We start from the raw sequence: 24,404 nt of genomic DNA on the forward strand, positions 1-24,404 counted from the left end.
CCGCTTGCCGGTGACCGCGACGACGCCGCGGTCGAAATCGGCCAGCACCCCGTCAAGGTCGAGGAACAGCGCCGGCGTCACCTCATGCCCCCGTCAGCTCGTCGCGCTCGCGGAACTCGTCGAGCGCCTGCGGGTTGGCCAGCGCCTCCGTGTTCTTGATCGGGCGGCCATGGACGGCATCACGCACCGCCAGCTCGGTGATCTTGCCGGAGCGGGTGCGCGGGATGTCGGTGACCTGGACGATCTTCGCCGGAACGTGGCGGGGCGAGCAGTTGTCCTTGATCCGCTTGCGGATGGTCGCGGTCAGCCCGTCGTCCAGCGTCATGCCCTCGCGCAGCACGACGAACAGCACGACGCGGACGTCGCCGTCCCACTCCTGGCCGATGCAGACCGCCTCCATGATCTCCGGCAACTGTTCGACCTGGCGGTAGATCTCCGCCGTGCCGATGCGCACGCCGCCGGGGTTCAGCACCGCATCCGACCGGCCATAGATCACCCAGCCGCCATGTTCGGTCTGCTCGATGAAGTCGCCATGGACCCAGACGTTGGGGAAGCGGTCGAAATAGGCGGCACGGTACTTGGCGCCGTCCGGGTCGGCCCAGAAGCCGATGGGCATGCTGGGGAACGGGCGGGTGCAGACCAGTTCGCCCTTCTCGCCGCGCACGGCATGGCCGTTGTCGTCGAACGCCTCCACCGCCATGCCCAGGCCGCGGGTCTGGATCTCGCCCTTCCAGACCGGGGAGATCGGGTTGCCCAGCACGAAGCAGGACATGATGTCGGTGCCGCCGCTGATCGAGGCGAGATGCACGTCCTGCTTGATGGCGCGGTAGACGAACTCGAAATTCTCCGGCATCAGCGGCGATCCGGTGGAGGTCAGGGTGCGCACGCTGGCCAGCGAATGGGTCCTGATCGGCTCCAGCCCGGACTTCTCCAGCGACTGGATGAATTTGGCCGAGGTGCCGAACAGGGTGACCTTCTCGGCGTCCGCATAGTCGAACAGGATGTTGCCGGTCGGCGCGAAGGGCGAGCCGTCATAGAGCACCAGCGTCGTGCCGCTGGCCAGCCCGGTCACCAGCCAGTTCCACATCATCCAGCCGCAGGTGGTGAAGTAGAACAGCCGGTCGCCGGGCTTCAGGTCGCAATGCAGCCGGTGTTCCTTCACATGCTGCAGCAGCGTGCCGCCGGTGCCGTGGACGATGCACTTGGGCTTGCCCGTCGTGCCCGACGAATAGAGGATGAACAGCGGGTGGTCGAAGGCAACCCGCTCGAAGGTCGGCTCGGCGGCCGGGAACGGCGCCATGAAGTCCTGGAGGCCGACGGCGCCGGGGATCGCCGAGACGTCCGGCGCCGGATTGACGTAGGGCACGATCACCGTGGCGGCGACCGACGGCAGGTCCTTCAGCACCTCCGCCACCTTGGCGCGGACGTCGTGGCTCTTGCCGTTGTACCAGTAGGCGTCGGGGGCGAAGACCACCTTCGGCTCGATCTGGCCGAAACGGTCGGTGATGCCCTGGATGCCGAAATCGGGCGAGCAGGAGGACCACACCGCGCCCAGGCTGGTGGTGGCGATCATCGCCGCCAGCGTTTCCGGCATGTTCGGCATGATGGCGGCGACGCGGTCGCCCTTGCCGACGCCCTTGGCCTTCAACGCCTGCTGCAGGCGGGAGACGGTCGCCTTCAGCTCCGCCCCGCTCCAGCGGTACTTCACCTTGTCCTCGCCCCAGAACACCAGGGCGTCGCCGTCGGGTGCCCCCGCCAGCAGATTCTCGGCGTAGCTGAGGCTCGCCTCGGGGAACCAGCGGGCACCCGGCATGCGGTCGCCGTCCAGCAGATCGACCGTGCCGAGATCGCCGGTCAGGCCGGCCCACTCCCACAGGAAACGCCAGAACCGTTCCTTTTCCGCGATGGTCCAGTTGTAGAGCGCCTCGTAATCGTCCAGCCGCAATCCAAAGCGCGCGTTGGCCGCTTCACGGAAGGCGGTCAGATTGGCGTGCGCGACGCGATCCGCGCTCGGGCTCCACAGCGGAGTGTCCATTCTCGGTTCCCTCAGGTCTTCGTTGGCGCTGGAGGTGTTCGACCCCCGGATTGCGGGGCAGCATAAACCAAGCCCGAGGCGGTTGTCTTTTCTCCGGTTGACCCTGCCGATCGACCAGCGGGTTGGGGGTGGCCCAAAACGAAGGCGGCGGGGAATCGCTTCCCCGCCGCCGTTCGACCGTGAAACCGGATGCGCGCGATGCCGGGTGCCTGCGGTCAGGCCGCCCGGATGGTGGCGATGAAGTTCTGCACTTCGCCGCGCAGGCGTTCGGCGTCGCGCGCCAGCCCCTCGGCGGCGTGCAGAACCTGGGTGGCGGCCGAGCCGGTTTCCGACGCCGCCTGGTTGACGCCCAGGATGTTGGCCGAGACGTCGCCGGTGCCGCGGGCGGCCTGCGACACGTTGTTCGCGATGTCGCCGGTGGCGGCGTTCTGCTCCTCGATCGCGGCGGCGATGCCGGTGGAGATGTCGTTGATCTGGTCGATGGTGCCGGCGATGTCGGTGATCGCGGTCTGGGCACCGGCCGTTGCCGACTGGATTTCCCGCACCTTCACCTGGATGTCCTCGGTCGCCTTGGCGGTCTGGTTGGCGAGCTGCTTCACCTCCGACGCGACCACGGCGAAGCCCTTGCCGGCCTCGCCGGCGCGGGCCGCTTCGATGGTGGCGTTCAGGGCCAGCAGGTTGGTCTGGCTGGCGATGGAGTTGATCAACTCCACCACCTGTTCGATCTGCTGCGCCGCTTGCACCAGCCCGGTGATCGCCTTACCGGTCTGGCGCGCGTCGTCCACGGCCTTTCCGGCGACGCGGGTCGAGGTGGTGACCTGCCGGCCGATCTCGGCGATGGAAGCCGACAGCTCTTCGGTCGCCGCCGACACCGTCTGCACGTTGACCGAGGCCTGTTCGGCCGCGGCCGCCACGGTGGAGGCTTGCACGCTGGTCTGGTCGGCGGTGGCGGACATCGCCGACGCCGTGCCCTGCATCTCTGTCGCCGCGGAGGCCACCGTCTCGACGATGCCCTGCACGCTGCTTTCGAAGCGGTCGGCAAGCGCCAGCATCCCGGCGCGCCGTTCCTGGGCGGCGCGGGTTTCAGCGGCCTTCGCCTCCTCCTCCATCCGACGGGTCTGGATCATGGTGTCGCGGAAGACCTGGACGGCGGCGGCCATGGCGCCGATCTCGTCGCGGCGGTCGGCGGCGGGCAACGCGACGGACAGGTCGCCCTGCGCCAGCCGTCCCATCGCGGCCGTCATCGCCACCACCGGGTTCGCGATGCTGCGGCCGATCAGCCACGCCATCAGCATGGCCAGGACCGTGGCGGCGGGGGTGAGGATCTTGGCCAGCGTCTCGGCCGACTCCGCGGTCCGGGTCGCGTCCTCGCGCAGCGCCGCCTGATTGACCGCCACCGCCTCGCGGATTTCCTGCAACTGCTTGCCGATGGCGTTGCCGATCGGAACCAGACGGTTGTTCTGGATGTCGTCCTTGCCGTTGATGCGGCCTTCCATCGTCTTCAGGCCGGTGGCGAAGCTGGCGAGCATGGTCCTGGCCGAGGCGATCCGCGCCTCCTGCCCATCGGCCAGCGGCAGGCTGGCCAGTTGCTGCACCGCCTCCGATGCCTGGGTCAGACGTTCGACCACCCGGTCGAAGCCGTACTCCTTGTCGCCGTCCAGCAGGCGGAACACCAGGATGCGCGTGGTCCAGACCGCCTCGCTGAGCTTGTTCAGCATGACGACCGTGCTGATGTGATCCGTGTTCTCCTCCACCGTGCGCATCTCCAGCAGCAGCGCGCGCAGGGCCGAACCGGTGTCGTAGACGATCTCCTTGTTCAGGCGCTCGATGTCGGTTTGCAGGGCCTGGAAGTCACGAACGGCGGCGGTGTAGGACTGCAGCTTCGCGTTCACCTCGTCGATCGCGCGGCGCTCCGCATCGGTCGCCAGCATCGACTTCGTCGTTTGAAGTTCCTGCTCGGCCCTGGCCAGTTCGGCGTAGGTGCGTTCGGTGTTCTCCGGCTTGTTGGTGGCCATATACCGTATGAACGCCATCCGGCCGTTCAGGACGGCGAGGTCCACACGCTGCATCCGCTCGACGATCAGTCCCTGGTGGGAGAAATCGTTCAGGCTGTCGTTGGAATGCTGAGCCGAACGCCAGGACACCACGCCGAGCAGGATGAGAAGCAGAACGATCAGGCCGAAGCCGGAATTCACCCGTGCTCTGATCTTCAAGCCACCAAACATTTCGTGTACTCTTGTCTGTTGTTTCCTTGAGCGGTCACGACGTTGCCGAGCGTGTGTGTCCGCAGCGGGTGACTACGGGAGTATGAGAACAAATTGTGGGAAGTGGATCAATGAACGTTTTCCCTGATTCGCGGACCCGTTTTAACGAGTTTTTATAAAGAGACTTCGCTGTATGATTTCGGATCTCAGCCATCGCTAATGCCGGTACGTTTGAGCTTTGGATTGTTACTGTCGATAATATAGAAAAAGAAACTTCAGATTCTCCGAGACTTTGCCTGACGGTGTGAAGACGAACCGAGCTTGATTGTGGCGCCGGGCCGGACGGCCTATGCCGTTAGGGGCAGTTTTATTACCGATCCGACAGGCTCGATCGGTTGCTCCATTCGCAGCGATCTCGGCTGCCGCCGGTGGAGTGGCGAAAATCGTGGCCGTCGTAGCCCGCTGTTACCTGCCCGGTGGTTCCGCCTCCTACAATCCGCCGCACAAGCGGACTTTGACCCACTTTGGAGAGGGCGTGATGGCGGCGAAGAAAATTCTGATGCTGGTGGGTGACTACGCCGAAGATTACGAGACCATGGTGCCGTTCCAGACCCTGCTGGCCGTGGGGCATGCGGTGGACGCGGTGTGCCCCGGCAAGGTGTCCGGCGACCGCATCGCCACCGCCGTGCATGATTTCGAAGGCGACCAGACCTACAGCGAGAAGCGCGGCCACAACTTCACCCTGAACGCCGATTTCGAAACGGCGTCGGCCGACCGGTATGACGGGTTGGTGATCCCGGGCGGTCGGGCGCCGGAGTATCTGCGGCTCAACCCGGCCGTGCTGGCCCTGGTCCGGGCGTTCGACGCCGCCGGAAAGCCGATCGCCGCGGTCTGCCACGGGGCGCAGTTGCTGGCCGCCGCCGGGGTGCTGAAGGGCCGCCGGGTGTCGGCCTATCCCGCCTGCCGGCCGGAGGTGGAACTGGCGGGTGGCGAGTACGCCGACATTGCCATCGACGACGCCGTGACCGACGGACACCTGATCACCGCGCCGGCTTGGCCGGCGCACCCCGCCTGGATGGCGCGCTTCATCGCCGCGCTGGGAACCCGCATCGAACTGTGATGTGATCGGGAGAGGCGGTGGGTGTTCCCCGTCGCCTCTCACCCTGCCGCCGGACTGGGAGGACGCCGCCGATGTGCGAAATCTACGTCAAGGCCGACCCGATCCTGTACGAACCGCGCTCGCGGTCGGTGCGGATCCACGGTGTCGTGACGACGATCCGCCTGGAATCGCTGTTTTGGGACGTGCTGGCGGAAATCGCCGCCCGCGACGGCATGACCACCAACCAGTTGATCGCCAAGCTGTATGACGAGATCGTCGAGTACCGCGGCGAGGTGCCCAATCTGGCGTCCTTCCTGCGAGTCAGTTGCCTGCGCTACCTGTCGCTGGTGGTCAACGCCGCCGAAACCCGCGCGTCGCCATCGCCATCGCCGCGGCGATTGGGTGACAATGTGGTGAGCCTGCGCGCGGGTTTATGAAGCAGGGCGGCTTTTCACGCCGCCTTCTTCTTGCCCGCCCCGATCTTCGGCTCCTCGCCCTTCAGCAGGCGGCGGATGTTCGCCTCGTGGCGGATGAAGACCAGCACGGCGATGAACAGGCACAGGCCGCCGACCAGCGGACCGCCGAAATACCAGCCGGTCAACGGGCTGACGGCCAGCGCGGTTAGGGCCGACAGCGACGAGATGCGGAACAGCCCGGCCATCGCCAGCCAGGTCAGGATGGCGAGCAGACCGACCGGCCAGGACACCGCCAGCAGCACGCCGATGGCGGTCGCCACCCCCTTGCCGCCCTTGAAGCCGAGCCAGACCGGGAAGGTGTGGCCCAGCATGGCGCCGCCGGCGGCCAGGATCGCCGCCTCCAGCCCGATGCCGCTGCTGTTCGCCAGCCACAGCGCCAGCAGCGCGGCGATGGCGCCCTTGCCGCTGTCGAGCAGCAGGGTCGCCAGCGCCAGCGGCTTGTTGCCGGTGCGCAGCACGTTGGTCGCGCCGATGTTGCCCGAGCCGATCTTGCGGATGTCGCCGAGGCCGGCCAGCCGGGTCAGCACCAGGCCGAAGGGGATCGAGCCCAGCAGGTAACCCAGCAGGGCGGAGAGGACGAGGATCGGCACCGGGTCAGCCCTCCGCTTGCCAGACGGTGCGGCCGTCGACGATGGTGCGCAGCGGCCGGCCCTGGACCGGACGGTTCTCGAACGGCGAGTTCTTGGACTTCGACCGGAAGCCCTCGACGTCGATGCGCCAGGGCGTGTCGAGGTCGAAGGCGACCAGATCGGCCGGCCCGCCCTTGACGATGCGGCCGACCGGCAGGTCGAGGATGGCGGCCGGCTTCGACGTCACGCAGGCCAGCGCGTCCAGCAGCGACATCTTGCCCTTGTGCACCAGTTCCAGCGTCAGCGGGAACAGCGTCTCCAACCCGATCACACCGCAGGCGGCCTGGGCGAAAGGCAGGCGCTTCTGGTCCTGGTCCTGCGGCACATGGTCGGACGCGATGGCGTCGATGGTGCCGTCGGCCAGCCCCTCCACCACCGCCCGGCGATCCATCTCGCCGCGCAGCGGCGGCGACACCTTGGCGTAGGTGCGGTAGTCGCCGACATCCGTCTCGGTCAGGGCGAAGTAATGCGGGGCGGTGTCGCAGGTCACCCGCAGGCCGCGCGCCTTGGCCCGGCGGATCAGGTCGACCGATTCGCCGGTGGTGACGTGGGCGAAGTGGAGCCGTCCGCCGGTCAGCTCGGCCAGCCTCAGGTCGCGTTCGATCATGATGATCTCGGCCTCGCGCGGGATGCCGACGAGGCCGAGGCGGGTGGCGATCTCGCCGGAGTTCATCATGCCGCCCGAGGCCAGCGACGGCTCCTCCGGGTGCTGGACGATCAGCTTGTCGAAGGTCTTGGCGTAGCTCAACGCCCGGCGCATCGTCTTGGCGCTGGCGATCGCCTTGATGCCGTCGGTGAAGGCCACCGCCCCGGCGCGGGCCAGCAGGCCCATTTCGGTGATCTCGTTGCCTTCGGTGCCGCGGGTGGCCGAGGCGTAGGCGAAGACCTTGACCAGCTTCACCTCGCGGGCGCGGTGGGCGACGAACTCCAGCCCGGCGACCTCGTCCAGCACCGGGTCGGTGTTGGGCAGCAGCGCCATCGCGGTGATGCCGCCGGCCACGGCGGCGCGCGACGCGCTCTTGATCGTGTCCTTCTCCTCCTCGCCCGGCTCGCCGATCAGCACCCGCATGTCGACGAGGCCGGGGGCGAGGCACAGGCCGGCGAGGTCGACGGCTTCCGTCCCCGCGGGGGTGGCGCCGCCGAACAGGTTGGGACCGAAATCGGCGATGCGGCCGTCTTCGGTCAGCAGGTCGGCGCGCTGGTCCAGCCCGGTCGCGGGATCGAGCAGGCGGGCGTTGAGATAGGCGACGCGGCTGGTCATTGCTGGGCGTTCCGGCGTTCGCGGGTCAAAAGGTCGAGCACGGCCATGCGGACGGCCACGCCCATCTCCACCTGTTCCAGGATCATCGACCGCTTGAGGTCGTCGGCGACGTCCGAGTCGATCTCCACGCCGCGGTTCATCGGGCCGGGGTGCATGATGACCGCGTCGGGCTTCGCCACCTCCAGCTTCTCGTAGTCGAGGCCGTAGAAGTAGAAATACTCGCGCGTCGACGGGATGTACTGGCCGCTCATCCGCTCGGTCTGCAGGCGCAGCATCATGACGACGTCGGCGTCCTTCAGGCCGGCCTTCATCGAATGGTGGACCTCGACCCCCAGCCGTTCGATCTGCGACGGCAGCAGCGTCGGCGGCGCCACGCAACGCACCCGCGCGCCCATCGCGTTCAGCAGGTGGATGTTGGAGCGCGCCACCCGGCTGTGCAGGATGTCGCCGCAGATCGCCACGATCAGCCCGTCCAGCCGGCCGAGCCGGCGGCGGATCGCCAGCGCGTCGAGCAGCGCCTGGGTCGGGTGTTCGTGGTGGCCGTCGCCGGCGTTGATGACGGAGCAGTTGACCTTGTCGGCCAGCAGCTTGACCGCGCCCGAGTCGGCGTGGCGCACCACCAGCGCGTCGAGATGCATGGCGTTGAGCGTCATCGCCGTGTCGATCAGCGTCTCGCCCTTCTTCACCGAACTGCCGTCGGACGACATGTTGATGACGTCGGCGCCCAGCCGCTTGCCGGCCAGCTCGAAGCTGGTGCGGGTGCGGGTGGAGTTCTCGAAGAACAGGTTCACCAGCGTGCGCCCGTCCAGCAGGCTGGACTTCTTCACGGTGCGGCGGTTCTGCTCGACATAGCCGTTGGCGAGGTCAAGAATCTGGGTGATCTCGCCGGCCCGCAACCCCTCGATACCGAGAAGATGGCGGTGCGGGAAGACCGTGTCGGGGGACGGGTTCGCGCTCATGGCCGCGGACTATAGGAGCGGTCCGATTGCCCCGCAAGCCGTTCACTGCGGCTTTCCGCCGACACCCTCAGGTCGCCTCCGCCTCTTCGAACAGCCAGTCGCGCAGCGCCTTCACCTTGGGCCGGGAAAAGTAATGCGGCGGCGCCACGACATAGTAGGCGAGGCTGCCCGGCAGCCGCACGTCGAACAGCCGCACCAGCCGCCCGGCGGCGATGTCGTCGGCCACCAGCACGCCCCGGGCCAGCGCGATGCCGTGCCCGTTGATCGCTGCCTGCAGGGTGAAGGACGAATCGTCGAAGCGCAGGCCGCGTTCGGTGTCGACCCCGTCGATCCGCGCCGCCCGGCACCACACCGCCCACGAGATGTTGTAGTCGTCGTGCAGCAGGGTGTGGTGGCACAGGTCCTCCGGGTTGACCAGCGGACGGTCGCCGTTCAGCAGCGAGGGATGGCCGACCGGATAGATGTCCTCGGTCAACAGCCGCTCCACCCGCAGGTCGGGCCAGTGGCCGCTGCCGAAGCGGATCGCCAGGTCGACGTCTTGGCGGGCGAAATCAACCACTTGCGACGTGCTCTGCACCCGCACGTCCATGTCGGGGAAGCGGTTCTGGAAGCGCATCAGCCGCGGCACCAGCCATTTGGACGCGAAGCTGGGCATGGTGGAGATCGTCAGGGTGCCGGAGCTGTCGGCGCGGATCAGCCGGTCGGTCGCCTGGGACAGCGTGTCCATCGCCTCGCGCACCGGCGGCAGGTAATTCTGCCCGGCCTCCGTCAGGGCCAGAGCCCGGTTCATCCGGCGGAACAGCGGCAGCCCGAGCCACTCCTCCAGCGCCTTGATCTGGTGGCTGACCGCCGCCTGGGTGACGTGCAGTTCGTCGGCGGCCTTGGTGAAGGACAGATGCCGCGCGGCGGCTTCGAAGGCGCGCAGCGCGTTCAGCGGGGGCAGGCGTCGGGACATCGGGGGACGGGCATGGGGATCAGGAACCGGAGTCGGATGGTTTCGGATTAGGATAGCTAATCGATTCTATGAGAAACCGTCGTTTGTCCGCAAGCCGTGTCTGACCGATCCTCAGTTCCGGAAACGATCATTGTCACGAGGGAGCGGACCGGCCGACGAGGCGGCGCTCCCCATTCCCCGGAGGAGACCGATCATGGCTCACGGTACCCAGTCCTCGCTGTCCCGTGGCGTGTCCGCCCACACCGGCGCCGACACCGGCCTGGGCAACCGGCTGGTCGCGCTGTTCGACCGGCTGGCGACCTGGAGCGAGCGGCGGCGGCAGCGCCGGGCGCTGGAGGCTCTGCCCGACCATCTGCTCTCCGACATCGGCGTGTCGCGCGCCGACGCGGATTACGAGGCCGAGAAGCCGTTCTGGCGGGGCTGAGATGGCTGGCGATCCCACCACCAACCGCGATGACGATCGGCTCTGGACCGGCGGCTGCCTGTGCGGCGGCGTGCGTTACGCCTTCGACGTCCGGCCGGAGCCGATCTCCTTCTGCCACTGCGCCCAGTGCCGGCGCCAGCACAGCCATGTCGGCGCCTACACCGGCCTGCCGCGCTCGGCGTTGCGTCTGCTCAACCAGGAGACGCTGAGCTGGTACGACTCGTCGGCGAGGGCACGGCGCGGCTTCTGCGCGCGTTGCGGTGCCGGCCTGTTCTGGGAGGCGCTGAACCAGGATGACGCGGTGGCCGGTCCGCGCATCACCGTGACCGCCGGCAGTCTGGACGACGCGTCGGGGCTGTGGGTGGACCGGCACATCTTCGTCGACCACAAGGGCGCCTATTACGAGATCGGCGACGACGGCGTCGAACGCCGCACCAGCGCGGGGGAGGTGGTGGAATGAGCGATGTGGCGAACGGGAACGACGGATTGGCCGGCGGATGCCTGTGCGGCGGCGTGCGCTTCCTGCTGGCCGAGCGGCCGGACGGGGTGGTGACCTGCCATTGCGGCCAGTGCCGCCGCTTCCATGGCCACATCGGCGCCTACGTCACCGTGCCGCGGCGGACCGTGTTCTTCGACGCCGACGGCACGCTGGCGTGGTACCGCTCGTCCGACATCGCCGAGCGTGGGTTTTGCAGCCGTTGCGGCTCGTCGCTGTTCTGGAAGGGCGACGGCAGCCCGGACATCGAGATCGCCGCCGGCAGCCTGGACCAGCCGACCGGCCTGACCACCCTGCGGCACGGCTATGTCGCCTGGAAAGCGGACTATTACGACATCACCGACGGGCTGGAACAATTCCCGGGCTCGTCCGAAGCCGGCTGACGGGCAGGTGCGCTGTTCCGTCGCAGGTGGGTTGCGGCGGGGCAGGGCAGCTTTTTGTTTGACCGAGGGTGCCTGGAGTGAGAATGATTTGCAGAAGCAAACGCTCACCATGCCTGAGGTTTCCCGCGAATGCGTCGCATCCAACCGCTCGCCGCCGCCTGCGCTCTCGCACTGTTCGGCGCCACCCTGGCGACGGCCGCCCCCGCGCGGGCCGATGACGCCCCGGTGACGATCGTTATCAAGGATCACAAGTTCCAGCCGGCCGAGGTCAAGATCCCGGCGAACAAGCGGGTGACGCTGCTGGTCGACAACCAGGACGCCACGTCGGAAGAGTTCGAAAGCGGCGAGATGAAGGTCGAGAAGATCGTCGGTGGGCGCAAGCAGATCAAGGTCATGGTCGGTCCGCTGAAGCCGGGACGCTATCCCTTCTTCGGCGAGTTCCACGAGGCGACGGCGCAGGGCGCCGTCATCGCCGAATAGTCCTGTCCTGACCGCCCGACCCGCCGTCCCGCATCGGAGTCGACCATGCTCGCCAGTCTGATCATCGTCTTTCGCGAGGTCCTCGAAGCCGGCCTCATCGTCGGCATCGTCCTGGCCGCCACCAAGGGGGTGGCCGGCCGCGGCCGCTGGGTCACGCTGGGGATCGTCGGCGGCATCACCGGGTCCTGCGTCGTCGCCGCCTTCGCCGACGGCATCAGCGCGCTGTTCGCCGACACCGGGCAGGAGCTGTTCAACGCCGGCGTCCTGCTGGTCGCGGTGGCGATGCTGGCGTGGCACAACGCCTGGATGGCCCAGCATGGCCGCGAGTTGGCCTGCGACATGAAGGCCGTCGGCCGTGCGGTGTCCAGCGGCGAGACGTCGCTGGCGGCGCTGGCGGTGGTGATCGGCGTGGCGGTGCTGCGCGAAGGCTCGGAGGTCGTGCTGTTCCTGACCGGCATCCTGGCGTCGGATGACGGAGGCTTCGCCACCGTCGTCGCCGGCGGGCTGGGCGGCATGGCGCTGGGCGCGCTGGTGTCGGTGCTGCTCTACGCCGGCCTGCTGCAAATCCCGACCCGCCACCTGTTCGCCACCACCACCTGGCTGCTGACCCTGCTGGCGGCCGGCATGGCGGCGACCGCGACCAACTTCCTGGCGCAGGCCGGCATCCTGATGGCCGGCGGCACCGTGCTGTGGGACACCTCCGGCATGCTGCGCGACAACAGTCTGATCGGTCAGGCGCTGCACATCCTGGTCGGCTACACCGACCGCCCGACCGCGGCGCAGCTCGCCGCCTATCTGGCGGTGGTGGCCGGCATCCTGCTGCTGACCCGCTGGGCTTCCCGCGGCAACACGCCGACCAACGGCCCGCGCATGGTCAGCCCGGCCGAGTGAGTGATACGAACATATAGGGTCACGCCGACGGTTTAGTGTCTGGCCTTACGCGTTGATATCACGCCATAGTCGTCCCGCGACAGCGAACGGGCGAGGGACATGGCGGAGTTGGTGACGTTGGTGGTGCTGCTGGCGGCGATGGTGATCGCGGTGCCGGTGGCGAAGCGGTTCGGGTTCGGCGCGCCGCTCGGCTATCTCGCCGCAGGGCTGATCGTCGGACCGGCCGGCATGGGGCTGGCCAGCGGCGCCGGGGCCATCGGCCACGCCTCCGAATTGGGCGTGGTGATGCTGCTGTTCCTGATCGGCTTGGAACTGCGGCCGGCCCGCCTGTGGGTCATGCGCAAATCGGTGCTGGGGCTGGGAGGGGCGCAGGTCGCGGCGACCGGCGCCGTCATCGCCGCCCTGTGCGTCTGGATCCTGGGGCTGGAGTGGCCGGGCGCCATCGTGCTGGGCTTCGGCTTCGCCCTGTCCTCCACCGCCATGGCGCTGCCGATGATGGCGGAGCGCGGCCTGCTCGCCAACCAGTCCGGCCGCAACGCCTTCTCCGTCCTGCTGTTCCAGGACCTCGCCATCATCCCCGCCGTGGCGCTGCTGCCGCTGCTGGGCGGCGGCGAGGTGCCGAATGCGGACGGCGCCTGGATCGCCGTCGGCAAGGCGGCGGTCGCGGTGGCGGTGGTGCTGATCGGCGGCCGATATCTGCTGCGCCCGATCTTCCGCACCGTCGACCGGGCCGGCGCGCCGGAGATCTTCACCGCGACGGCGCTGCTGATCGTCATCGGCACCGCCGTGCTGATCCAGGAGGCCGGCCTGTCGATGTCGCTGGGCGCCTTCATGGCCGGCGTGCTGCTGTCCGATTCCGAATACCGCCACGAGGTCCAGGCCGATATCGAGCCGTTCGAAGGGCTGCTGCTCGGTCTGTTCTTCGTCACGGTGGGCATGGGCGCCGACGTGCCGGCGCTGATGGCCCACCCGTTCCGTTTTCTTGGGCTGGCCGTCGGCCTGCTGGTGGCGAAGGCGCTGGTGATGCTGGTGCTGGCGCGGCTGGCCGGGGTGCCGCTGGCCGGCGCCGTGCGGATGGCGACGGTGCTGAGCCAGGGCGGCGAGTTCGGCTTCGTGCTGTTCGGGCTGGCCGCCGGCGGCGGGTCGATGGCGCAGGAGCAAGCGTCCTCGGCCATGCTGGTGGTGACGCTGTCGATGCTCGCCACCCCCTTCCTGTTCGCGGCGGAGGAGCGTTGGCTGGTGCCGCGCCTGCTGACGGCCAAGCCCAAGCGCCCGTTCGACGCCGTTCCCGACGACAACCCGTCGATCATCATCTGCGGCTTCGGCCGGGTCGGGCAGGTGGTCGGTCGCGTCCTGCGGATGCGCGGCATCCCCTTCACCGCGCTGGAGCAGAACGCCGCCCAGGTCGATTTCGTCCGCAAGTTCGGCAGCAAGGTCTATTACGGCGACCCGACCCGGGTCGATCTGCTGCGCGCCGCCGGGGCGGAGAAGGCCAGGGTGCTGGTGGTGGCGCTGGACGACATGGAGCAGTCGTTGCGCGTCGCTGAGATGGCGCGGCGCCACTTCCCCAACCTGACCATCGTCGCCCGCGCCCGCAACCGGCGGCACGTCCACCACCTGATGGACCGCGGCATCACCCACATCTTCCGCGAAACCTTTGATTCCAGCCTGCGGATGACCGGCGACGTGCTGCGGCAGATGGGGGTGCCGGACGGCGAGGTGACGCGGACGCTCGACACCTTCCGCGCCCACGACGAACGCACCCTGATCCGCCAGCACGCCGTCCACCAGGACGAGGCCAAGCTGATCCAGACCTCCCGCGATGCGGCGGCCGAGCTTCAGGCTCTGTTCGAGGCCGATCGGGAGAATGGGTAGGGGGCACCGCACCCCCCAACCTCACCCGATCAGCAGGCTGTCGTCGCTGATCTCCACCCCGCCGCGCTGCTTGGCGAACAGCGCCAGCAGGTGGGGCACGTCCAGGCCGGCGCGTTCGTCGCCGGCGACGTCCAGCACGACGCGGCCTTCGTGCAGCATCAGCGTGCGGTCGCCGTAATCCAGCGCCTGGCGCATCGAATGGGTGACCATCAGCGTCGTCAGCCGGTTGTCGCGGACGATGCGGCGGGTCAAATCCAGCACGAAATCGGCGGTGGCGGGGTCGAGCGCGGCGGTGTGCTCGTCCAGCAGCAGGATCTTGGAGCCCGCCAGCGTCGCCATCAGCAGGCTGACCGCCTGCCGCTGGCCGCCGGACAGCAGGCCCATGCGGTCGTGCAGCCGGTTTTCCAGCCCCAGCCCCAGCGCGGCGATGCGGTCGCGGAAGCCCTTGCGTCGCTCGCCGCCCAGCGCCAGGGCCAGCCCGCGGCGGCGTCCGCGCGCGGCGGCCAGCGCCATGTTCTCCTCGATCGTCAGGGCGGCGCAGCTGCCGGCCATCGGGTCCTGGAAGACGCGGGCGACCAGCCCGGCGCGGCGCGGCGTGTCCCAGCGGGTGACGTCGGCGCCGTCGATCGCGATGCGCCCCTGCTCCGCCAGCACGTCACCGGCGAGCGAGCCGAGGAAGGTCGACTTGCCGGCGCCGTTGGAACCGATGACGGTGACGAACTCGCCCTCCGGGATGGTCAGGTCGACGCCGCGCAAGGCGTGCTTTTCCAGCGGCGTGCCGCGCCCGAAGGTGACGTGGATGTCCTCGACGACGATCATCGTGCGACTCGTGTGCTGCGGGCCTTGGCCTTCAGGCGCGGCAGGATCAGGGCGACGGCGACCAGGACGGCGGTCACCAGATTGAGGTCGGAAGCCTGGAGGCCGATGCTGTCGGCCGACAGCGCCACCTGGACCGCCAGACGGTAGAGGATGGAGCCGGCGACGCAGCCGACCAGCGCCAGCGCCAGCGCGCGCGCCGGCAGCACCGTCTCGCCGACGATCACCGCGGCCAGCCCGACGACGATGGTGCCGATGCCGGTGGTGACGTCGGCGAAGCCGTTGGTCTGGGCGAACAGCGCGCCGGCCAGCCCGGTCAGCCCGTTCGACAGCGCGATGCCGGCGTAGATGTGGGCGTCGGTGTCGACGCCCTGGGCCCGCGCCATCCGCGCGTTGACCCCGGTCGCCCGCATCGCCAGCCCGAACTCGCTGCCCAGGAAGCGGGCCAGCAGGGCGACCACCACGGCGACGATCGCCCCGACGACCAGCGGCCGCACGATGTGGTCGGGCACGCCCAGGCCGTAAAAGGGCGTCAGCACGGTGTCCTGCATCAGCAGCGCCACGTTCGGCCGGCCCATCACCCGCAGATTGACCGAGAACAGTGCGATCATCGTCAGGATGCTGGCGAGCAGGTGCAGAATCTTGAAGCGCACGTTCAGCGTCGCCGTCACCAGCCCGGCCGCCGCCCCGGCCAGCGCCGCGGCGAGGCTGGCCAGCCACGGGTTGACGCCGGCGATCAGCAGCACCGCGCAGACCGCCGCCCCCAGCGGGAAGCTGCCGTCGACCGTCAGGTCGGGGAAGTCGAGGATGCGGAAGGACAGATAGACGCCGATGGCGACCAACGCATAGACGAGGCCGATCTCGATGGCGCCGAAGAGGGCGATTTCGGACATGGGGATGCTTTTGTTAGATGCCGGCGCTTGCCCCCACCCCGACCCTCCCCGCTCTCGCCGAGGAGGGAGGTGCGTGCGTGATCGGGAGAGCGGCGGAAGCCCCTCCCCTGCGAAGCGGGGGAGGGTCGGGGTAGGGGCAACGAGCCTTGCGCCCTTACTGCCCGACCACCTTGGTCGCGCGCTTCACCAGCGCGTCCGGCAGGGTGACGCCCATGGCGGCGGCGGACTTGGGGTTGACGAACAGGTCGGTGCCCTTGGCCAGGGCGACCGGAATGTCGCCCGGCTTCTCGCCCTTCAGCACCCGGGCGACGATCGCGCCGGTCTGCTTGCCGACCTGGAAATAGTCGAAGCCGATCGAGGCGACGGTGCCGCGGGCGACGCTGTCGGTGTCGGCGGAGAACAGCGGCAGCTTGGCCTGCTGGCCGACCGCGATCACGCTTTCCAGCGCCGAGACGACGGTGTTGTCCAGCGGGATATAGACCGCGTCGGCCTTGCCCACCAGGCTGCGCATCGCCGGCTGCGCGTCGGAGGATTTCGGCACCGACGCCTCGACGACCGACAGGCCGGCCTTGCCCGCCTCGTCCTTCAGCGCCTTGATCAGCACGACGGAGTTCGGCTCACCGGGGTTGTAGAGCACGCCGATGCGCTTGGCCTGCGGCAGGATCTCGCGGATCAGCGCCACATGCTCGGCCACCGGGGCCATGTCGGACAGGCCGGTGATGTTGGCGCCGGGCTTGTCCATCGACTTGACCATCTGGGCCGACACCGGGTCGGTCACCGCGGTGAAGACCACCGGGATGTCGCGTGTCGCCGCCGCCACCGCCTGGGCCGACGGGGTGGAGATCGGCACGATCACATCCGGGCGCGACCCGGCGAACTGGCGGGCGATCTGCGCCGCGGTGGCCGGGTTGCCCTGGGCGCTCTGGTATTCGACCTTCAGGTTCTGGCCCTGGATCCAGCCGGCATCCTTCAACGCCTCCACCACGCCGTCACGGGTCGCGTCGAGCGCCGGGTGCTGGACGATGGCGGTGATGGCGACGGTCTTGCTCTGCGCCAGCGCCGGGAGCGGCGCGGCAAGCGGAGCGACGAACGCGGCGAGTGCCGCCGCGGCGCACAACAGACGGGTGACGGGCATGGCTACGGTTCTCCGGAACGCAGAAGGACTTCCCCTAGACCGCGGCGGGGTCGGCGTCAACTCGGCAGCATGGCCGGATGCCTGCTACGCGTGTCGGCGGGGGTGCGGTTTGGTTGGGAAGAGCCTATATTGTGCGCTTCACGGAAGGAACGGGCATGATTGCTGAAACCCGGACGGCTCCCTCGAAATTCACCGCATCGCTTCGCGGCCTGATCGGCGCCTGCCCCAACTGTGGCCAAGGCCGGTTGTTGCGGAATTTCCTGAAGCCGGTGGATCACTGCGCGGTGTGCGGCGAGGCCTACGGCCATTTGCGCGCCGACGACGCGCCGCCCTGGATGACGATCCTGATCGTCGGGCACATCGTGATCCCGTCGCTGCTGGCGGTGGAGCAGAGCTATGAACCGCCGACCTGGGTGCATCTCGCGGTGTGGCCGCTGCTGACCCTGCTGCTGACGCTGATCTTGCTGCCGCGCTGCAAGGGTCTGGTGCTCGGGCTGCTGTGGAGCACCGGGGCGCCGGGGTCGGAGCAGGGCTGAATCCTGGTCGCGACCAGGGTCCGGACACGAAAACGGCGCCGCGCATCACCGTGCGGCGCCGTTTTCATGGTGTTCTCCCGACCTCGCGCGGTTCTCTTAACAAAGGGCGCGCGTCAGTGGGCGTGCGGCGTCAGGCCTGGGCCATGGCTGGCGCGCGCGCCGAACAGGCTGGTGCGCAGCTTGCCGAACCACTCGCGCAGGTAGGCGGCACGCATCTGGCGGGCGGCCAGTATGATTTCGTCGTAGGTGCGAGCGTCGCGCTCGTCGGTGTGCAGCGTCATCGACATGATTGGGGAATCTCCACGTGAGGTGAGAGACGTCCGCTCCCTGGTGCTTGTTCGTTTGCTGCCACCAAGGTAGGGCAGAGCTTCTGCCCTAGGAAACGCTCACCACGCAACGCGGCCCGACCTTTTCCGTATCAGCTTTCCCAATCAATGGATGTGCGGACGGTTGCGCCGGCGCATCGACCCGGCCCGAACCGTCCGCGCGTCCGGTCACCGGCGGTCGCGGGCACCGTCGACGGCGACGTTGCGGTCCGACACGATACGGTCATCGGGCCGATCACCCGGGGAGCCGTCATCCCGCCCGCCGGCCGGCCGCTGCGGATGATCGGGCTGGCGCGGCGGCAGCGGACCGGTGCCGAGGCCGCTCGCCTCCTCGCTGCCCGGTATGCCAAAATCCTCCTCCCGGCCCTGGCGGTCGGTGGCGGTTCCCGCGCCGGGGCCGATGACGCGCTGGAAACCCTCGACCTGCTCGTCGATGTCGGGGTGATCGCGGGTTTCACGGATGTCGAGCGGGATGGGGCGCTCGTCGATGCCGCCGCTGTCGCTCGGGCCACGGTCTTTCGGGGTGTTGCGGTCGTCGGCGGCCATCAGAGTCTCCCGTCCGTTGCTGGGGTGTGTCCCTCCTTCAACAGGGCGCGATGGCGCTTGTCACCGCGTGGACATCGAACCAGCCGCCGACGCTGTGGCGCAGGTCGCGCCGGCGATCCTGTTCGGGGGCCGGGGCGATGTCCCACAGCCACGACAAGTCGGGGGCGGGCAGGGCGAGGCCCCAGGTCGACTCCTCGATCTCCAGCACCCGCTCGCCGTTCAGCCAGCGGCTGTCGACGTCGGTGAACAGCGCCGAGCGTTCGGCCACGGCGCCCAGCCAGTCGAGGTGGCCGCGGACCATGCGGTGGGCGAAGGCGAGCCGGTCGGTGTCCGGCGTGCCGGGGGCGTGGCGCTCCACCGCCTCCAACGGCAGCAGCGGCAATTGGGACAGCAGGTTGCAGGATACCGCGAAGCGGACGGGCGCTCCCTCCACCACCGGCGGGGTGAAGGCGGTCGGCAGGGGGGCGTGGCGGTCCAGCGCGGCGGCCAACGGCGCCAGCGCGCCGCTGACGTCCAGTTCCAGCAGGCGGACGTTCGCCAGGGCGGCGGCGCGGCGGCGCACCGCGCGGGTGTGCAGGACGTCGACCAGCAGCACCTCGTCGAATCGGGTGCTCAGTGATTCGAGCGGGATTTCGATCAGGAGCCCCGACCCGGCGACCAGCGCCCGACCGCCCGGCGCGACCCGTTGCATCGCCTGCTCGACGAAGCGATGGCAGGCGGCGACGTGCGGTGCCCAGGCCCGCCGCTGCCGCCGGTAACGGGCGCCGAGCGCCACCGTTTCCGCCAGATAGCCGAAGCGGCGGGCGAGCGGGTCGCAGGGGGTGGTCAGGTATTGGAAGGCTTCGCGCAACATGCCCGGCCTCTGCGTTCCATCACACCTCTCTCCCCTTGACCCGCGCCGGTGGCAAGGTACCTATGGCGGCATGGTCGAGATCAAGAGGAAAACGGCCCTGGTGACCGGGGCCGGCAAGCGCATCGGGCGGTGCATCGCGCTCGATCTGGCAGCCCAGGGCTGGGACGTCGCCGTCCATTACCGTCGGTCACGGGACGAGGCCGACGCCGTCGTCGCCGAGATCGCGCGGGCCGGCGGCCGTGCCATCGCCTTCGCCGCCGACCTCGACCGCGAGGCGGAGGTGAAGACGCTGGTTCCGGCGGTGTGCGACCGGTTGGGTCCGCCGACCCTGCTGGTCAACAACGCCTCCCGCTTCGAGCGCGACGAGGTTGCCGACGCCACCCGCGAATCATGGGACGCCCACATGGAGGCGAACCTGCGCGCCCCGTTCGTGCTGTCCCAGGACTTCGCGTTCCGGTTGCCGCAGGACGAGCGCGGGCTGATCGTCAACGTGATCGACCAGCGGGTGTGGAACCCGACCCCGCACTTCGTTTCCTACACCCTGTCGAAGATGGGGCTGTGGGCGCTGACCCGGACGCTGGCGCTGGCGCTGGCCCCGCGCATCCGCGTCAACGGCATCGGACCCGGCCCGACCCTGCGCAACGACCGCCAGACGGAGGAGGAGTTCGCGGCCCAGTGGGACTCGACCCCGCTGCACCGCGGCACCACGCCGGAGGAGATCTGCGCCGCCATCCGCTTCATGATCGCCGCCCCGGCGATGACCGGCCAGATGATCGCGCTGGATGGTGGGGAGCATCTGGGATGGGCGCAGCCGGCGCATGGCTTCGTCCCCACCGAATAGCGCATTGTTTCAGTGCGGAAACCGACGCGGACAGGGTCGATCAAGGCCCGGACAAGGCCGTGGCGGGTGCGGTGCGGTGACAGGGACCGCGCGTTTTACACAGGTGTCCCACCCGGCGCAAGCACCGCCTTTACGCCTGGGACAATTTTGTGGCCGCGCGTCAATTGCCACCCTTGACTCAAGCCTGACCTAGGGAAATCAATAGCTTAGCCAAAATGCCTAAAAAATAGGCGGACGCATGGGAGTCCTTGCGGCGCCTAGCTCCCGACGGTGTACCCCCTTCGTTATCGACAAACTTATCCACAGGAATGGTGGATAGTCTGTCGGGGTGGTGAGTCGTCCCGGATGCGCCGGAGGCGTGCCGGACGGTTGACCCGCGAAGGCGGCTCGACGACATTCTGGTCATGTCCGAAACGCATTCCTCCACTCCCCCCGACACCCCCGAGGCCGCCGCCGCTCCGGACGGGTCCGCGTCATCCGGCGGCGCTTCCGCTGGTCCGGCCGCCGCGGACACGGTCGCGGCGCGGCCGAAACGGCGCCCGGCCGACATCAACCGCGGCGTGGAAATCATTCGTGAGCATCTGAAAACCCTGCCGCAGACGCCGGGTGTCTATCGCATGCTGGCGGGTGACGGGGCGGTCCTGTATGTCGGCAAGGCGCGCAATCTGAAACGCCGGGTGACCAACTACACCCAGGTCGCCAAGCTGCCGATCCGGCTCCAGCGCATGGTCGCCGAGACCGAGACGATGGAGTTCGTCAACACCCACACCGAGGTGGAGGCGCTGCTTCTCGAATCGAACCTGATCAAGAAGCTGATGCCGCGGTACAACGTGCTGTTGCGGGACGACAAGACGTTTCCGCACATCATGATCACCAAGGACCACGACTATCCGCAGCTGACCAAGCACCGCGGCGCCCGCGGGCGCGACGCCGACTACTTCGGGCCCTTCGCCTCGGCCGGGGCGGTGAACCGGACGATCACCGCGCTGCAGCGCGCCTTCCTGCTGCGCAACTGCGCCGACACGGTGTTTTCCGCCCGCACGCGGCCCTGCCTGCAATATCAGATCAAGCGCTGCACCGCGCCTTGCGTCGGCCGGGTCTCGCCGCAGGAGTATCGGGCCCAGGTCGATCAGGCCCGCGCCTTCCTGTCGGGCAAGAGCCGCGACATCCAGACCGAGTTCGCGGAAAAGATGACCGCGGCGTCCGACGCGATGGATTTCGAGACGGCGGCGCGCTACCGCGACCGAATCCGGGCGCTGACCGCGATCCAGGCCCACCAGGACATCAACGTCGAGGGGGTGGTGGAGGATGCCGACGTCATCGCCGCCTACGCGGAAGGCGGGTCGACCTGCGTCCAGGTCTTCTTCTTCCGCGGCGGGCGCAATTACGGCAACCGCGCCTATTTCCCCAGCCACGACAAGGCGGCGGACACCGACGAGGTGCTGTCGGCCTTCATCGCCCAGTTCTACGAGAACAAGGCGGCGCCGCCGCTGGTGCTGGTCAGCCACGCCTTGCCGGAGCTGGACCTGCTGACCGAGGCGCTGAGCCTGCGCGCCGGCCACAAGGTCGAGTTGGCCGAGCCCAAGCGCGGCGAGAAGCGGCGGATCGTCGAGCACGCGCTGACCAACGCCCGCGAGGCGCACGGCCGGCGGCTGGCCGAAAGTTCCTCCCAGGCGCGGCTGCTGGAAGGGGTGGCGGCGGTCTTCGGCATGGACGCGCCGCCGGAGCGGGTGGAGGTCTACGACAACTCCCACATCCAGGGCGCGCACGCGATCGGCGGCATGATCGTCGCCGGGCCGGAGGGCTTCATCAAGAACGCCTACCGCAAGTTCAACATCCGCGCACCGGGGGCGGCCGGCGACGACTTCGCCATGATGCGCGAGGTGCTGACCCGCCGGTTCGGCCGGGCGGTGAAGGAGGATCCGGAGCGCACGCTCGGCACCTGGCCCGATCTGGTGCTGATCGACGGCGGGCTGGGGCAGTTGAACGTCGCGCTGGAGGTGTTCGCCGAGCTGGGAATCGACGATGTGACGCTGGTCGGCATCGCCAAGGGGCCGGACCGCGACGCCGGGCGCGAGCATTTCTTCATGGAGAATCGGCCGCCCTTCCAGATGGAGATGCGCGACCCGGTGCTGTATTTCCTGCAACGACTGCGCGACGAGGCGCACCGCTTCGCCATCGGCACCCACCGGGCGAAACGGACCAAGGCGATCGGCAAGTCGCCGATCGACGAGATCGCCGGCATTGGTCCCGCCCGCAAGAAGGCGCTGCTGCACCATTTCGGCAGCGGGGCCGCCGTGGCGCGCGCCGGACTGGCCGATCTGGAGGCGGTGGAGGGGATCAATCGGACCGTCGCTAAAAAGATATACGATCACTTCCATCCCGATGGTTAGAATGCGGGCACCCGCGTGCGGCCACACGGCATCCGGCCGCACGGCGTTCGGATGGTGGCCGATCCGGCCCCGTCCAGCGATCTCCTCCAGCGGTTCGAGTCCTCCGTCATGCTGACCAGCCTGCCCAACCTGCTGACCCTGTCGCGCATCGCGGTGATCCCGCTGGTCGTCGGGCTGTTCTATGTGCCGGAGGCGTGGGCCGCCTACACCGCCTGCTCGCTATACGCCGCCGCCTGCATCACCGACTGGTTCGACGGCTATCTGGCGCGCGCCTGGGCGCAGGAGAGCGTCATCGGCAAGTTCCTGGACCCCATCGCCGACAAGCTGCTGGTGGCGGCGACGCTGATCATGCTGGCGGGGTTCCACCGGCTGACCGGGCTGTCGATCCTGCCGGCGGTGGTGATCCTGCTGCGCGAGGTGCTGGTGTCGGGCCTGCGCGAGTATCTGGCCGGCCTACATGTCGGCGTGCCGGTGACGTGGCTGGCGAAATGGAAGACGACGATCCAGATGATCGCGCTGGGCTTTCTGATCGTCGGCGATTATGGTCCACCCAACCTGCCGGTCACCTTCATCGGTACCGTCGGGTTGTGGATTGCGGCCGCGCTGACTTTCTACACCGGCTGGGATTACATGCGCGCCGGATTGACCCACATGATGGCCGAGCAGCCGGCGAAGTCGGCCGCCGCCCGTTCCGCCCGAAGCGCCGGTTGAGAGTTATCCGATGAAGATTTTTGGGCTGACCGGCTGGAGTGGCAGCGGCAAGACCTCGCTGATCGTCCGCCTGATCCCGGCGTTGACCGCCCGTGGCCTGCGGGTGTCGACCGTCAAGCACGCCCACAAGGGCTTCGACATCGACCACCCCGGCAAGGACAGCCACAACCATCGGCTGGCCGGCGCCACCGAGGTGCTGGTCAGCTCCCCCCGCCGCTGGGCCTTGATGCACGAGATGCGCGACGGTGAACCGGAGCTGACGCTGGACGTCCTGCTGACCAAGGTCGCCCCGGTCGACCTGCTCATCATCGAGGGCTTCAAGCGCGAACCCCACGAGAAGCTGGAGGTGTGGCGCGCCGAGGTCGACAAGCCGCTGATCGCCCCCGATGACCCCACCATCGTCGCGGTGGCCAGCAACGGCCCGGTGCCCAACTGCCCGGTCCCGGTCCTGGATCTGAACGACGCCGAGGCGGTTGCGGCCTTCGTGGTGGAGCGCTGCGGGCTTGCCCGGTGACGCCACCGGGCTCCGCCGGCTCGCCATCTTCGACTTCGACGGCACGCTGGCCGACAGCTTTCCCTGGTTCGTCGGGGTCCTGAACGGCGTGGCCGAGCGCTACGGCTTCAAGCCGGTGGAACCGGATGAGGTCGAGCAACTGCGCGGGTACGACGCGCGGCGGATCATGCGGCACCTGCGCGTGCCCGGCTGGAAGCTGCCTTTCATCGCCAACCACATGCGCGGGCTGATGGCGCGCGACATCGACGGCGTCCGGCTGTTCGATGGTGTGCCGGCGACGCTGCAGGCGCTGCATGGCCGGGGTGTATCCATCGCCATCGTCAGTTCGAATTCGGCCGACAACATCCGACGGGTGCTGGGGCCGGAGAACGCCGCCCTGGTCACACATCTTGGCTGCGGCTCGTCGCTGTTCGGCAAGCCGGCCAAGTTCCGCCGGATGATGCGCCAGACCGGTATTCCCGCCGACCGGGCGATCGCCATCGGCGACGAACTGCGCGACATCGACGCGGCCCGGCGGGTCGGCATGGCTTGCGCGGCGGTCGGCTGGGGCTACAGCCGGGTCGACGCGCTGGCGGCGCACCGCCCGGATCGACTGCTGACCCGGGTGGAGGAGATTGCGGGCCTGTTCGACGGCTGACCGCGATCGCCTTTTCCCTCTTCGCAGCCACCGCCG

The 24,404-nt window shown here is 68.7% G+C and carries 26 protein-coding genes; 14 read left to right on the forward strand and 12 right to left on the reverse strand.

All coding sequences use genetic code 11. From position 1 onward, the window contains the following. Positions 1 to 82: 82 nt before the first annotated feature. Together TSO352_RS16800 and TSO352_RS16805 are read right to left on the reverse strand one after the other, a co-directional pair. On the reverse strand, positions 83 to 2,035 hold the full coding sequence (locus TSO352_RS16800) for an acetoacetate--CoA ligase (RefSeq protein WP_109108472.1): 1,953 nt from the start codon (positions 2,033 to 2,035) through the stop codon (positions 83 to 85). Between the two features lie 215 nt (positions 2,036 to 2,250). Next, positions 2,251 to 4,248, reverse strand: a complete 1,998-nt coding sequence (locus TSO352_RS16805) for a methyl-accepting chemotaxis protein (RefSeq protein ID WP_247872208.1) — start codon at positions 4,246 to 4,248, stop codon at positions 2,251 to 2,253. A 529-nt stretch (positions 4,249 to 4,777) separates the two neighbouring features. Here TSO352_RS16805 and TSO352_RS16810 point away from each other — a divergent pair. Both TSO352_RS16810 and TSO352_RS16815 read left to right on the forward strand, forming a co-directional pair. Beyond that, complete coding sequence (locus tag TSO352_RS16810) at positions 4,778 to 5,359, forward strand: DJ-1/PfpI family protein (RefSeq protein WP_109108473.1); 582 nt, start codon at positions 4,778 to 4,780, stop codon at positions 5,357 to 5,359. Positions 5,360 to 5,430: 71 nt separating this feature from the next. Continuing rightward, positions 5,431 to 5,775: a ribbon-helix-helix domain-containing protein gene (locus TSO352_RS16815; RefSeq protein ID WP_109108474.1), complete on the forward strand. Its 345-nt coding sequence runs from the start codon at positions 5,431 to 5,433 to the stop codon at positions 5,773 to 5,775. 14 nt (positions 5,776 to 5,789) lie between these two features. Here TSO352_RS16815 and plsY read toward each other — a convergent pair whose 3' ends face one another. The 4 genes from plsY to TSO352_RS16835 all read right to left on the reverse strand — a co-directional run bounded on the left by plsY (position 5,790) and on the right by TSO352_RS16835 (position 9,618). Next, complete coding sequence (gene plsY / locus TSO352_RS16820) at positions 5,790 to 6,404, reverse strand: glycerol-3-phosphate 1-O-acyltransferase PlsY (protein ID WP_109108475.1); 615 nt, start codon at positions 6,402 to 6,404, stop codon at positions 5,790 to 5,792. 4 nt (positions 6,405 to 6,408) lie between these two features. Then, positions 6,409 to 7,704 (reverse strand): dihydroorotase, encoded by a 1,296-nt coding sequence (locus TSO352_RS16825; protein WP_109108476.1) that lies wholly within the window; start codon positions 7,702 to 7,704, stop codon positions 6,409 to 6,411. Then, the gene (locus TSO352_RS16830) at positions 7,701 to 8,663 is read right to left on the reverse strand and encodes an aspartate carbamoyltransferase catalytic subunit (RefSeq protein WP_109108477.1); all 963 of its coding nucleotides are present in this window, start codon (positions 8,661 to 8,663) and stop codon (positions 7,701 to 7,703) included. The genes TSO352_RS16825 and TSO352_RS16830 overlap by 4 nt, the downstream gene beginning before the upstream one ends. A gap of 67 nt (positions 8,664 to 8,730) precedes the next feature. After that, a complete protein-coding gene (locus TSO352_RS16835) occupies positions 8,731 to 9,618 on the reverse strand; it encodes a transcriptional regulator GcvA (protein WP_109108478.1) in 888 nt (295 codons plus the stop codon). 193 nt (positions 9,619 to 9,811) lie between these two features. On the opposite strand from TSO352_RS16835, the gene TSO352_RS16840 reads away from it, so the two are divergent. The 6 genes from TSO352_RS16840 (at position 9,812) to TSO352_RS16865 (ending at position 14,167) form a co-directional block, all read left to right on the forward strand. Next, the gene (locus TSO352_RS16840; RefSeq protein WP_109108479.1) at positions 9,812 to 10,042 is read left to right on the forward strand and encodes a DUF1127 domain-containing protein; all 231 of its coding nucleotides are present in this window, start codon (positions 9,812 to 9,814) and stop codon (positions 10,040 to 10,042) included. A gap of 1 nt (position 10,043) precedes the next feature. Beyond that, complete coding sequence (locus tag TSO352_RS16845) at positions 10,044 to 10,502, forward strand: GFA family protein (RefSeq protein WP_109108480.1); 459 nt, start codon at positions 10,044 to 10,046, stop codon at positions 10,500 to 10,502. Further along, positions 10,499 to 10,921, forward strand: a complete 423-nt coding sequence (locus TSO352_RS16850) for a GFA family protein (RefSeq protein ID WP_109108481.1) — start codon at positions 10,499 to 10,501, stop codon at positions 10,919 to 10,921. Before TSO352_RS16845 ends, TSO352_RS16850 begins: the two co-directional genes overlap by 4 nt. Before the next feature lie 129 nt (positions 10,922 to 11,050). Continuing rightward, positions 11,051 to 11,401: a cupredoxin domain-containing protein gene (locus TSO352_RS16855; protein WP_109108482.1), complete on the forward strand. Its 351-nt coding sequence runs from the start codon at positions 11,051 to 11,053 to the stop codon at positions 11,399 to 11,401. Between the two features lie 45 nt (positions 11,402 to 11,446). Next, positions 11,447 to 12,292, forward strand: a complete 846-nt coding sequence (locus TSO352_RS16860) for an FTR1 family protein (RefSeq protein ID WP_109108483.1) — start codon at positions 11,447 to 11,449, stop codon at positions 12,290 to 12,292. A gap of 99 nt (positions 12,293 to 12,391) precedes the next feature. Next, positions 12,392 to 14,167 carry a monovalent cation:proton antiporter-2 (CPA2) family protein gene (locus TSO352_RS16865; RefSeq protein WP_109108484.1) on the forward strand — a complete coding sequence of 592 codons (1,776 nt, stop codon included), beginning with the start codon at positions 12,392 to 12,394 and terminating at the stop codon, positions 14,165 to 14,167. Positions 14,168 to 14,188: 21 nt separating this feature from the next. On the opposite strand, the gene TSO352_RS16870 is transcribed toward TSO352_RS16865, so the two are convergent. The 3 genes from TSO352_RS16870 to TSO352_RS16880 all read right to left on the reverse strand — a co-directional run bounded on the left by TSO352_RS16870 (position 14,189) and on the right by TSO352_RS16880 (position 17,011). Continuing rightward, the gene (locus TSO352_RS16870) at positions 14,189 to 14,986 is read right to left on the reverse strand and encodes an ABC transporter ATP-binding protein (protein ID WP_109108485.1); all 798 of its coding nucleotides are present in this window, start codon (positions 14,984 to 14,986) and stop codon (positions 14,189 to 14,191) included. Further along, positions 14,983 to 15,876, reverse strand: coding sequence for an ABC transporter permease (locus TSO352_RS16875; RefSeq protein ID WP_109108486.1), 894 nt, complete (start codon positions 15,874 to 15,876; stop codon positions 14,983 to 14,985). Before TSO352_RS16875 ends, TSO352_RS16870 begins: the two co-directional genes overlap by 4 nt. A 154-nt stretch (positions 15,877 to 16,030) precedes the next feature. After that, positions 16,031 to 17,011, reverse strand: coding sequence for an ABC transporter substrate-binding protein (locus tag TSO352_RS16880; RefSeq protein ID WP_109108487.1), 981 nt, complete (start codon positions 17,009 to 17,011; stop codon positions 16,031 to 16,033). A 155-nt stretch (positions 17,012 to 17,166) separates the two neighbouring features. Between TSO352_RS16880 and TSO352_RS16885 the strand changes: the two genes are divergently transcribed. After that, positions 17,167 to 17,547, forward strand: a complete 381-nt coding sequence (locus tag TSO352_RS16885) for a DUF983 domain-containing protein (RefSeq protein ID WP_109108488.1) — start codon at positions 17,167 to 17,169, stop codon at positions 17,545 to 17,547. A gap of 113 nt (positions 17,548 to 17,660) precedes the next feature. On the opposite strand, the gene TSO352_RS33255 is transcribed toward TSO352_RS16885, so the two are convergent. The 3 genes from TSO352_RS33255 to TSO352_RS16895 all read right to left on the reverse strand — a co-directional run bounded on the left by TSO352_RS33255 (position 17,661) and on the right by TSO352_RS16895 (position 19,272). Further along, positions 17,661 to 17,834, reverse strand: coding sequence for a hypothetical protein (locus TSO352_RS33255; protein ID WP_158284599.1), 174 nt, complete (start codon positions 17,832 to 17,834; stop codon positions 17,661 to 17,663). A gap of 207 nt (positions 17,835 to 18,041) precedes the next feature. Next, positions 18,042 to 18,419 carry a hypothetical protein gene (locus TSO352_RS16890; protein ID WP_109108489.1) on the reverse strand — a complete coding sequence of 126 codons (378 nt, stop codon included), beginning with the start codon at positions 18,417 to 18,419 and terminating at the stop codon, positions 18,042 to 18,044. Positions 18,420 to 18,456: 37 nt separating this feature from the next. Continuing rightward, a complete protein-coding gene (locus tag TSO352_RS16895; protein WP_109108490.1) occupies positions 18,457 to 19,272 on the reverse strand; it encodes a hypothetical protein in 816 nt (271 codons plus the stop codon). Positions 19,273 to 19,342: 70 nt separating this feature from the next. On the opposite strand from TSO352_RS16895, the gene TSO352_RS16900 reads away from it, so the two are divergent. The 5 genes from TSO352_RS16900 (at position 19,343) to TSO352_RS16920 (ending at position 24,368) form a co-directional block, all read left to right on the forward strand. Beyond that, positions 19,343 to 20,113, forward strand: coding sequence for an SDR family oxidoreductase (locus TSO352_RS16900; protein WP_109108491.1), 771 nt, complete (start codon positions 19,343 to 19,345; stop codon positions 20,111 to 20,113). Positions 20,114 to 20,661: 548 nt separating this feature from the next. Beyond that, on the forward strand, positions 20,662 to 22,506 hold the full coding sequence (uvrC, locus tag TSO352_RS16905) for an excinuclease ABC subunit UvrC (protein ID WP_199231747.1): 1,845 nt from the start codon (positions 20,662 to 20,664) through the stop codon (positions 22,504 to 22,506). A gap of 108 nt (positions 22,507 to 22,614) precedes the next feature. After that, positions 22,615 to 23,217 (forward strand): CDP-diacylglycerol--glycerol-3-phosphate 3-phosphatidyltransferase, encoded by a 603-nt coding sequence (gene pgsA, locus TSO352_RS16910; protein WP_109110693.1) that lies wholly within the window; start codon positions 22,615 to 22,617, stop codon positions 23,215 to 23,217. Between the two features lie 10 nt (positions 23,218 to 23,227). Continuing rightward, the gene (mobB, locus tag TSO352_RS16915; RefSeq protein WP_109108493.1) at positions 23,228 to 23,731 is read left to right on the forward strand and encodes a molybdopterin-guanine dinucleotide biosynthesis protein B; all 504 of its coding nucleotides are present in this window, start codon (positions 23,228 to 23,230) and stop codon (positions 23,729 to 23,731) included. Continuing rightward, positions 23,721 to 24,368: an HAD hydrolase-like protein gene (locus TSO352_RS16920; RefSeq protein ID WP_109108494.1), complete on the forward strand. Its 648-nt coding sequence runs from the start codon at positions 23,721 to 23,723 to the stop codon at positions 24,366 to 24,368. The genes mobB and TSO352_RS16920 overlap by 11 nt, the downstream gene beginning before the upstream one ends. The last annotated feature ends 36 nt before the right edge of the window (positions 24,369 to 24,404 follow it).

Origin of the sequence: Azospirillum sp. TSO35-2, from assembly GCF_003116095.1 — a bacterium.
Lineage (GTDB): Bacteria > Pseudomonadota > Alphaproteobacteria > Azospirillales > Azospirillaceae > Azospirillum.

Bases quoted from the DNA above. Each gene is read 5' to 3' on its own strand.
- TSO352_RS16800 (WP_109108472.1), bottom strand. From the start codon at position 2,035: ATGGACACTCCGCTGTGGAGCCCGAGCGCGGATCGCGTCGCGCACGCC.
- TSO352_RS16810 (WP_109108473.1), top strand. From the start codon at position 4,778: ATGGCGGCGAAGAAAATTCTGATGCTGGTGGGTGACTACGCCGAAGAT.
- TSO352_RS16815 (WP_109108474.1), top strand. From the start codon at position 5,431: ATGTGCGAAATCTACGTCAAGGCCGACCCGATCCTGTACGAACCGCGC.
- TSO352_RS16825 (WP_109108476.1), bottom strand. From the start codon at position 7,704: ATGACCAGCCGCGTCGCCTATCTCAACGCCCGCCTGCTCGATCCCGCG.
- TSO352_RS16830 (WP_109108477.1), bottom strand. From the start codon at position 8,663: ATGAGCGCGAACCCGTCCCCCGACACGGTCTTCCCGCACCGCCATCTT.
- TSO352_RS16835 (WP_109108478.1), bottom strand. From the start codon at position 9,618: ATGTCCCGACGCCTGCCCCCGCTGAACGCGCTGCGCGCCTTCGAAGCC.
- TSO352_RS16840 (WP_109108479.1), top strand. From the start codon at position 9,812: ATGGCTCACGGTACCCAGTCCTCGCTGTCCCGTGGCGTGTCCGCCCAC.
- TSO352_RS16845 (WP_109108480.1), top strand. From the start codon at position 10,044: ATGGCTGGCGATCCCACCACCAACCGCGATGACGATCGGCTCTGGACC.
- TSO352_RS16850 (WP_109108481.1), top strand. From the start codon at position 10,499: ATGAGCGATGTGGCGAACGGGAACGACGGATTGGCCGGCGGATGCCTG.
- TSO352_RS16855 (WP_109108482.1), top strand. From the start codon at position 11,051: ATGCGTCGCATCCAACCGCTCGCCGCCGCCTGCGCTCTCGCACTGTTC.
- TSO352_RS16860 (WP_109108483.1), top strand. From the start codon at position 11,447: ATGCTCGCCAGTCTGATCATCGTCTTTCGCGAGGTCCTCGAAGCCGGC.
- TSO352_RS16865 (WP_109108484.1), top strand. From the start codon at position 12,392: ATGGCGGAGTTGGTGACGTTGGTGGTGCTGCTGGCGGCGATGGTGATC.
- TSO352_RS16870 (WP_109108485.1), bottom strand. From the start codon at position 14,986: ATGATCGTCGTCGAGGACATCCACGTCACCTTCGGGCGCGGCACGCCG.
- TSO352_RS16875 (WP_109108486.1), bottom strand. From the start codon at position 15,876: ATGTCCGAAATCGCCCTCTTCGGCGCCATCGAGATCGGCCTCGTCTAT.
- TSO352_RS16880 (WP_109108487.1), bottom strand. From the start codon at position 17,011: ATGCCCGTCACCCGTCTGTTGTGCGCCGCGGCGGCACTCGCCGCGTTC.
- TSO352_RS16885 (WP_109108488.1), top strand. From the start codon at position 17,167: ATGATTGCTGAAACCCGGACGGCTCCCTCGAAATTCACCGCATCGCTT.
- TSO352_RS33255 (WP_158284599.1), bottom strand. From the start codon at position 17,834: ATGTCGATGACGCTGCACACCGACGAGCGCGACGCTCGCACCTACGAC.
- TSO352_RS16890 (WP_109108489.1), bottom strand. From the start codon at position 18,419: ATGGCCGCCGACGACCGCAACACCCCGAAAGACCGTGGCCCGAGCGAC.
- TSO352_RS16895 (WP_109108490.1), bottom strand. From the start codon at position 19,272: ATGTTGCGCGAAGCCTTCCAATACCTGACCACCCCCTGCGACCCGCTC.
- TSO352_RS16900 (WP_109108491.1), top strand. From the start codon at position 19,343: ATGGTCGAGATCAAGAGGAAAACGGCCCTGGTGACCGGGGCCGGCAAG.
- pgsA (WP_109110693.1), top strand. From the start codon at position 22,615: ATGCTGACCAGCCTGCCCAACCTGCTGACCCTGTCGCGCATCGCGGTG.
- mobB (WP_109108493.1), top strand. From the start codon at position 23,228: ATGAAGATTTTTGGGCTGACCGGCTGGAGTGGCAGCGGCAAGACCTCG.